The following is an 8,262-nucleotide window of genomic DNA, read 5'->3' on the forward strand; positions in this document are numbered from 1 at the left end:
AACCTGAACGACCCCTGGGACCGGATCCGCAAGCGCGCGAAGCTGGAGGACGTGCGGCTCCACGACTGCCGCCACTCGTTCGCGTCCAGGGCGCTGGCGCTCGGCGAGGGGCTGACCATGATCGGGAAGCTCCTGGGTCACACGAAGGTGGAGACCACCGCGCGGTACGCGCATCTGGCGCGGGAGTCGGTGCGCGAGTCCGCCGTCCGCGTATCCGACAGCATCGCCGCCGACATCCTCAAGGGATACCCGGTCGGCGGCGGGGACCAAGCACAGACGCCCTCACGGAAGCCCTGGAGCGCTACGCGGACCAAGGCAGCCAGTTGACCAGCCTGGAACCCTCGAAGACGCTGGCGTCGCCATCTCCATCGACGGCGGGGGCCGTTGCATGGACAACATCTTCAGCGAGCGCGCCGCTCGCGCTCGCTTGTGTCCGAAGCCGTCTAACTGCAAGAATTCTCAGAAGGCTTCCAAGCCCAACGGTCATCGCCCGATGGATACCGTTTGACAATACCGAATGGCTTCACTCCGTCCTGGCCGACTCCACTCGCCCGAACCCTACGACAAGGGAATGCCGCTGGAGAGGCAGGCTGAGCCGCACACGTCGTCTGCCCCTCTGCAGGATTCTGGCGGTAATGACCGATCATCCGGAATACACCTTTACTCCGCCGCCATCTTGTCCTACAAACCAGGACCACCTCAGCTCACAGTCGAAGGACTGGACGCCTAGACGGCTTGGGATGAATCCGCCGGAATCTCAAATCGTACTACGGAGTGACGCGGCGTTGTCGATTCTGTCAGCGTGCGGGGTTCCCGTGGAACTGGTGAGCAAGGGCGAAAGGACGGCTTCCCGTGAAGCGTGGCGGCGGTTCTTGCATGGATCGGTTGATGCTGTGGCTAAGCTGGTGGCGCAAGAGCTTTCAGACAAGCTCGAAATGGACGTTTCCCTGGACCTGTCCGGGCTTCACGCCAGCGACATTCAAGGAAGGGCAAGAGCCTTTCAATCCCTGGTGGGCGCAGGTATGCCCGTAGGCGAGGCGGCGGCGGTTACGGGCTTGATTGGAGACGACTAAGGCCAAAGCGGGTTTGTAATCCTTTGCCCTTTGGTACACGCTTCCAGGACTATGGGCGCTCCTAACTGGCAGAATCGCACCCTTTGGACCGGAGACAACCTGGACATCATGCGGGGCATGAACTCCGAGTCTGTAGACCTGATTTACCTGGACCCGCCCTTCAACTCCAACAAGAACTATGCCGCGCCTATCGGCTCGGAAGCTGCCGGGGCGGCATTCAAGGATACGTGGACCCTGGACGATGTAGATGAAGCGTGGCACGGCGAGATAGCCGACCGGGACCCGACCCTGTACGCCATCATTGACGCTGCCGGGTATGCCCACGGGAAGGGGATGAAGTCCTACCTTATCATGATGGCCGTCCGGCTTATGGAAATGCGGCGACTGCTGAAATCCACGGGGGCGATCTACTTGCACTGTGACCCGACAGCTAGCCACTATCTCAAGACGCTCATGGACGCCGTGTTCGGGACTGGCTCGTTCCGAAACGAAATCGTGTGGCGACGCAATTCCTCGCATAACGATGCGACAGCGTTCGGACGTGTAGGAGACCGGCTGCTGTTTTATGGTACTCGGATACGCCGGAATTCTTGTCGTGTTCCCTTGGCTGATGCCAATGTGTCGTCCAAGTACCGGCACAAAGACCATAGGGGTCTTTATCGAACGGGCGATCTTACGGGACCGGGGGTCAGCGAAGGCGAGGCGGGCGAGGCATGGAGAGACTGGAATCCTACCGACATTGGGCGCTGTTGGAGTGTCCCGCGAACCGGGGATTATGCTGCTTGGATTGAGGAGAATATGATCCCCGGCTATCGAGCCGAACAAAGCCTTCTAGCACGTCTAGACATGCTCGATCAAGCAGGGTTGATCGCGTTTACTTCCAAAGGAACCCCTGAACTCAAACGGTATCTGGCTGCAAGTCCAGGCCAGGTCCCGTCAGATATTTGGACCGACATTCCGCCAGTAAATTCACAGGCTAAAGAGCGCGTAGGCTACCCTACCCAAAAGCCCATTGCCCTACTGGAGCGCATCATAAACGCCAGCTCCGACAAGGGACAGGTCATCTTGGACCCATTTTGTGGCTGTGCCACGGCCTGTGTCGCGGCTGAAAAGTTGGGACGCCAGTGGGTAGGGATTGATTTGTCCTCGAAGGCCGCTGACCTTGTGAAGCTCCGACTACGCAAGGAAATGGGTCTGTTCTATGACGTGCGCCACCGACTGGACCTCCCGCGCCGTCTGGACCAGGGCAAGGTGCCAAACTACAAGACGCACAAGCATACCCTTTTCGGCATCCAGGAAGGGCTATGCGCCGGGTGCCGCATGGCGTTCCCGTTCCGCAACATGACGATTGACCACGTGGTGCCACAGTCGAAGAGCGGGACGGACCACCTGACCAACCTGCAACTACTTTGTGGGGCCTGCAACTCGATGAAAGGAACACGGAGCCAGGAAGAGTTTATCGCCGTACTAGTGCGCGAGGGCCTACGGCAACAGGGGTCACGGACATGAAGGAAGCGGCAAGCTTTTTCACTGGATTGATAAGGGGATGACTAAAGGAAAGGGGCGTTTAACATGGAAAGGGATAAACTGGCGGATAGAGAGGCCGTGCTCATACAAATCGGGGAGACGGTATCAGGTGCAGCAATGGTGGAGACAGACTATTCTCCGCCACCCGAATTGATACCGGCGTTTGATGAACTGGTTGCAGAGCGCATATTTGTCATAAGGACAGAAAGCGGCAAAGTTGCTCTCACCAGGAACGGCCGGGACTCGTTCAAGCTGCTAAAGGCTGAGGACTAACGTTTGGGAATTATATAGCAGTTTACCCAAGGTTCATCGGCGTCTGCGCAGTATCCACACCAATACCATCACTGGCATACACACAGCCGCCAGCAAGGCCAGCAACATGAGCAACTCCCACACACCAATCGCAAACATTACTTCCGTTCCACCTTCGCCCCGCTTCCCGGTTTAAGGTAGCGCCACCCGGCTCCGGCCTTCGGCGGGCGCTTCATGATGGACTTGGCTACGGCTTCAGGTGGGGCGTCAATGCGAACGGTCTCCTGATACTTTGGGTTCTCCGGGCGTCCCCGCCGTCACAGAAGCCCCCCAGCGCTACGGTCGCCCCGAGATCTTCAACACCGACCACGGCAGCCACTTCACCAGCATCGAGTTCACCTCCGTGCTCAAAGACTCAGGTGTCGCCATCTCCAGGGATGGCAGGGGCCGGTGCATGGACAACATCTTCATCGAGCGCCTGTGACGCTCCCTCAAGTAGGAGGCCGTCTACCTCCACAAAGTCCCCGACGGCGTCCAGGACCTGGGCGGCATGATCCATTACACTGGAATACACCCTATTTCTGCAGCCAAATTGTCCCACAGAGTGGGACCAGATCAGATCAAAGGTCAAAGTCAGACACTGCCTTGAGCCCATACTCTCCAACAACAAAAGCGAACATCTCCAGTATCTCCACCTTCGACCTTCCACCGCCCGAAAGGCCGATCACCTCGTCAAACGAAATTTCTAGCATGTGATTGAGTCGTGGGTTTAAGAGAACACAGTCTTCCCACTCCCTATAATCCCGTTCAACGGACCCTGCATAACTTAGCAACCAATACATTAACACCTGTCGGAAGTCCGCTGAGCCAAAGTTGCCACTCGTACATTTGACTTCAACAAGCCGTTGGCCCAGCGCAAAATCACCTTCACTGGACGAAATCCATTGATATCCTACAATACGAGGAGAGTGGACCAAGTCGCCACCTGGATTCTCGACGCGAAGGTGGTCCAGCATCCGGGCCAAATTGCCCCCGACCCACTCCGCTACCGCCATATCCACTTCCCCTAGCGCGCGGGGAATTTGTGCGTCGAAATGCCGCTTCTGTCGGTCTGTCGCAATACTCAAACATTCGCCCCAGTCGGCCTCCGCCCGTCCCGTCACAATTTGCTGCCCCCTGGCGACAGCGAGTTCAAACAGCATGGAGGGCTTGACGGAACTAGCGCTGACCATGTCATACGGAATCGGTTCAACGCCTGCACACGAATGCGTTCTCCGGTTCAACTGTGCTACCAGTCCACCTGTTAGTTGTGGAAACATCGAGTCGCATATCCCCGGGATCTCCCGAGCCACTGTCCGCGGATCCGCAACAGGAGACCGGTTATAAGGCACTTTCCGCCCACTCCGTGTACAGTTCACCGAACGTCTGTTGCCGCCGACGTTCTATCCCCAATTGCCATGCCTGGGACAAGGACGTCCGAAGCTGGTCTTGAGTCTTCTTTCCTTCTTCCCCAAAATCTCCAGCGGCGAGCCATAACATCCTTTGTTCTTGCGCACCGAGTGTTTGCCATTGATTTCTGCGCCGAATGAAGTTGGGCCGATCACGCCAAGACCACCAGCATTCTATACACCCTCTCCGTACCGTCTCAGAAGATGTGTCGTTATAGACTGAAACCACATATTTGGCCCGTGTGGTTGTTCGCCCGAATCTAATGGTCCTCAGGTAATGTAAGCAATTTACCTCCGGCACGAGCAAGCTTCTTGAATGTTTGAGTATTTCGTCCAACAGCACATCGAGATCGGCAAATATCGTTTTGTATTCCGGCTCTCCTCGGATCGCGGCCACTCCCCTCATAATTCTCGACCAGGATCCCCGAAATGCGTTCAGGTTCTTCCGATCGAGCAAAGTGGCGCAGAGCTGAAGAGCAACCTCGGGCGTTTGAAATCTCAAACTTCTGCCGATTTGCGCCACCAAAAGGGAATCCGGTTGTCCCTTTGTCGTTTCCAATTCCAACAGCGCCGGCACGTCAAGTTTTCGGACGGTGTCCTTGAGTTCGTCGTAATCCGCGTGCGCCGTATCCGAATAAGGGTCGAAATGAAGGTCCATTTGTCGGAGCGCCCCGGCTTCATCGGTCCCCGGAGCCAACTGTGTGTTGACGTAGTCTAGATAGTGTTTCGCCTTTAGAATGATCGTCTTGGTCCGGTTAAGCGACAAGCCGTAATCTGCCAAGGCATGAGAAAGGACCGCCAACGCTCGGTATGCGTCTTCCTGCGATTGGGCCATGATGGTGAAGTCATCAACGTACCGATGCCAGATGATGCCCTCGTCGGTAAGTATATTATCAACAGCCGACATCAAAACCTCAGCTAGAATACGAGCGCATTGACCGCCTACCGGTAGACCAAATGATCGGCCTGATGCAAACTTACTCAGAAAACGAGCGATTTGGGTCGCCACGGTGGAGTCGGGCGGGAACAGGTCGTTGATGCAGCTCTCTAGTCTATGATGATAAATGTGTTCGTAAAAACTTGAAATATCAGTTTGAATTACAACTGCATCATCGCCGTACCAATGCTTCGACGAGATTGTGCATTGACGATATGCTCTCCATGATCTATTGCGATCAAACAATCCCTCCCCGTCAACTACATAACGATACGAATGCGCATTGAGGCTACGCTGTGCTTCGTGTTTCGCGGCTATCGCGACACCGAGTCCGTTAATATAAATGTTCCAGAAAGGGTGTATTTTTGTTGTAATGCGGAAACCGCTGGGTCCGGTAGGAACCAGAAGTCGTTCGGAGAAGATCTGCAGAGCATTGATAGCCCGTGTTGCCGCTTTGCGAGAGCCGTTCTCAAGCTTGACAAAATAGGTATGTGCCAGAGTCGCTAACTCGTCTTGGCACTCGTTAATGAATCTATTGTCAATATCAAACGGGAGAGTATCGTTATCCCCGTGCACACCAATGTCCGCAACGGCACGCTTGAAGTGGTCTACGGTGATTTCCGCCATTCGTTAACCTCGTGGCCTCGGAGTTTCCCTCAACACAGAAACTGATCTCAGAGGTAACACGAAAAGGCTTTTTTCGCGATCTTCAGCCTACGGGGCGGGGAGGTGCTGCGACAGGCGACTTCAGGGCAACGCATCTGGGCCAACGCACCATGTCTGTGGGCTTGATGCGTACCGGTCGGTTGAGACCCTCTACCAGTTGGTGCTCGACCGTAACGTCGACGAGTAGGAGCGGTGCGAGGGCGCGTGGGTGATCGCCTGTGGCAACCAGAAGACCGACCGTGGGGGCATCCAGGCGTCTGCGGCGCACGCCTGGGCGATAGTCATTATGGATGTTGAGCGGGGTTTGGGTTTCGAGCCCACCGGTCACGAATTCGAGAAGGTGGGGTACTACATCGAGAGCGGGTGGCGGAAACCGGCAAGCTTCTATTCATCGAGGTCAAGGGCCGCATCAGCGGAACGGTCTCCATCACGGTCGATCTCAACGAGATCCTCTACTCCGTGAACAAGCCCGACGACTTCATCCTTGAGCAAGACGGACATTGTGAAAACCTTGATCGCCGCGGGCGCGAAGGTCGACGCACGAACCGACTACGGCGCGACCCCGCTGTACTATGCAGCGCGCCCGAAATCTTTCGCGGAGATCCCTCTACGTGAGGCTACGATACTGAAGGCCAAGGACACGGTGAACGCCCTGATCACCGCCGGTGCGAAGGTCGACGCACGAACGGGGCGAACGGGGAATGATGGCCTGACGCCGCTGCTCCGCACGGTGTGGGTGCCGTACACTGGCCGGGCGGAGGAGTTAAAGGCTCTCGGGATCACGGCAAAAGCTTTGATCGCTGCTGGTGCGAAGGTCGACGCGCGAGACAGGGAGGGCTTGACGCCGCTGCACTGGGCGACGCTTATTGGTATGATGGACGCGGTGAACGCCCTGATCGCCGCTGGTGCGAAGGTCGACGCACGAACCAGGGATGGCTTGACGCCGCTGCACTACGCCGCGGGCTACGGTCGAGCAGAATTGATAGTCGCCCTTCTCGACTCCGGCGCGAGCGCTGCCGCACGGACCGACAGCGGTGACACCGCGTTCGACTTTGCGCGAATCTACCAGGCCGTCCAGGCGAAGAGATTACGGGCCGATGCTTTGCGGGGAACCGATGCATTGCGGCGGCTGCGCGACGCCACGCCCAAGTGACCAAGCGGGCGGGAAAGGCCGCCGCATGACCGAACAATTGTTGCGGCCCGGTGTTCGGTAACGGTTCGGCCGTCACAGTTTCTATTCGACCTAGCCTTGAGGGGTAGGCGCCCAGATCCAACCCTCTGAGGGCGGTGCCTCGCAAACGGGGGGCTCCAGATCCTCTGGGGACAGGACGAACTTCCGTGCGACCCAGGCACATACGCAAGCATCCCGTATATCAGAGTGTTTGCCGATGCACGTCTTCATCCCCGCTTCAAAAGCTTCAAGTGCATCACGTGCACGCGAACGACATAGCCTAGGGTAGGTCTCGATTGCCTGAAGGCACTCATTGTCCGACCATACCCCCACCCGTGTTCGGTGTGGACAATACTTTGCCACGACGTGCATGGCCTTGGTTGTCTGGCTCCCAATCATGTGCTGTAAGGACGACAGCGGACGGACATCTTTGGCAACCAGCCGACGCTCTGTGAGGCGGAAGAGGTACGGATTGTCTGCAAAACATTCAGAGGGCTCAACCGTCTCGTTACTTGCGATCAGGCGTGTCAGTACGTGCGGGAAGCCAAGAGGTGCGTCGATGGCCAATGTGGCCAGCACAGCGCCAGTAGTGCGGTCGATCCCGCAGAACTTCAGAATTGCGGAAACAAATTCGGAAGCCGTGCTGTTGTCGTTGATGGCCTTTCGGAGATTACCACGCCAAGGGCAACCGACTGGTCTATTGTCCGCATCAAGCACAAGAAGGGCGTCCCGGCTGTTCCGATTCGTATCGCAGTGCCAACCACCGACATCCCAACCGATGAACAATCGCTCGCATGTACCTGACGCTTCCGATCCAGAAGTAGACCCCCCAACCATCATTCCCTCAATTTCTGCCAGCGTGATTTCAAGTCACGCCACGTCTACGCATGCCATTCAGAGGCTCGTGCGCACCACGGGAGCCACTTGCCGTACCCAATTCTTGTGAAGAGCTTTCCATTCCGGATCGTGGTGCCCCAACCCAGCGGCTTGCCTTGGGTGGACGAGCGGCAACAGCTTTAGGGCACGACCCTTGATGACGAGATCGTGCAGCAGGCCGTAGGACTGCGAGGCCTTCCCGTACGCTTCGAGTGAAGCCTTGGTACCGAACGCCGTCCCAAACCACTTAAGGGGATCATCGCCCAATGTGACTAGCACCTCAGCGGTTGATTCCACCAACTCGTCGGCAAT

General features: G+C 57.0%; 8 protein-coding genes and 2 pseudogenes. 7 read left to right on the top strand and 3 right to left on the bottom strand.

Annotation, left to right across the window (positions count from 1 at the left end; all coding sequences use genetic code 11):
- The 5 genes and pseudogenes from OXF11_11205 to OXF11_11225 form a co-directional block, all read left to right on the top strand.
- Positions 1–327: tyrosine-type recombinase/integrase (locus OXF11_11205; protein ID MCY4487665.1), on the top strand; the 327-nt coding region annotated here is incomplete at its 5' end.
- Between the two features lie 488 nt (positions 328–815).
- Entirely contained in the window at positions 816–1,073 is a 258-nt protein-coding gene (locus OXF11_11210; GenBank protein MCY4487666.1) for a hypothetical protein, read from the top strand.
- 108 nt (positions 1,074–1,181) lie between these two features.
- Positions 1,182–2,582, top strand: coding sequence for a DNA methyltransferase (locus OXF11_11215; protein ID MCY4487667.1), 1,401 nt, complete (start codon positions 1,182–1,184; stop codon positions 2,580–2,582).
- A 63-nt stretch (positions 2,583–2,645) separates the two neighbouring features.
- The gene (locus OXF11_11220) at positions 2,646–2,873 is read left to right on the top strand and encodes a hypothetical protein (protein ID MCY4487668.1); all 228 of its coding nucleotides are present in this window, start codon (positions 2,646–2,648) and stop codon (positions 2,871–2,873) included.
- A gap of 286 nt (positions 2,874–3,159) precedes the next feature.
- Positions 3,160–3,333: pseudogene (locus OXF11_11225) on the top strand (IS3 family transposase).
- 139 nt (positions 3,334–3,472) lie between these two features.
- On the opposite strand, the gene OXF11_11230 reads toward OXF11_11225, so the two are convergent.
- Together OXF11_11230 and OXF11_11235 are read right to left on the bottom strand one after the other, a co-directional pair.
- Complete coding sequence (locus OXF11_11230) at positions 3,473–4,054, bottom strand: hypothetical protein (protein ID MCY4487669.1); 582 nt, start codon at positions 4,052–4,054, stop codon at positions 3,473–3,475.
- A 178-nt stretch (positions 4,055–4,232) separates the two neighbouring features.
- Positions 4,233–5,864, bottom strand: a complete 1,632-nt coding sequence (locus OXF11_11235) for an RNA-directed DNA polymerase (protein ID MCY4487670.1) — start codon at positions 5,862–5,864, stop codon at positions 4,233–4,235.
- A 289-nt stretch (positions 5,865–6,153) separates the two neighbouring features.
- On the opposite strand from OXF11_11235, the pseudogene OXF11_11240 reads away from it, so the two are divergent.
- Both OXF11_11240 and OXF11_11245 read left to right on the top strand, forming a co-directional pair.
- Positions 6,154–6,389 (top strand): annotated as a pseudogene (locus tag OXF11_11240) (DUF3883 domain-containing protein).
- A gap of 16 nt (positions 6,390–6,405) precedes the next feature.
- Positions 6,406–7,056: an ankyrin repeat domain-containing protein gene (locus tag OXF11_11245; GenBank protein MCY4487671.1), complete on the top strand. Its 651-nt coding sequence runs from the start codon at positions 6,406–6,408 to the stop codon at positions 7,054–7,056.
- Between the two features lie 912 nt (positions 7,057–7,968).
- On the opposite strand, the gene OXF11_11250 is transcribed toward OXF11_11245, so the two are convergent.
- Positions 7,969–8,262 (bottom strand): hypothetical protein (locus tag OXF11_11250; protein ID MCY4487672.1); only part of this gene is annotated, 294 nt, incomplete at its 5' end.

Source organism: Deltaproteobacteria bacterium, assembly GCA_026712905.1.
Taxonomy (GTDB): Bacteria; Desulfobacterota; Binatia; order UBA9968; family JAJDTQ01; genus JAJDTQ01.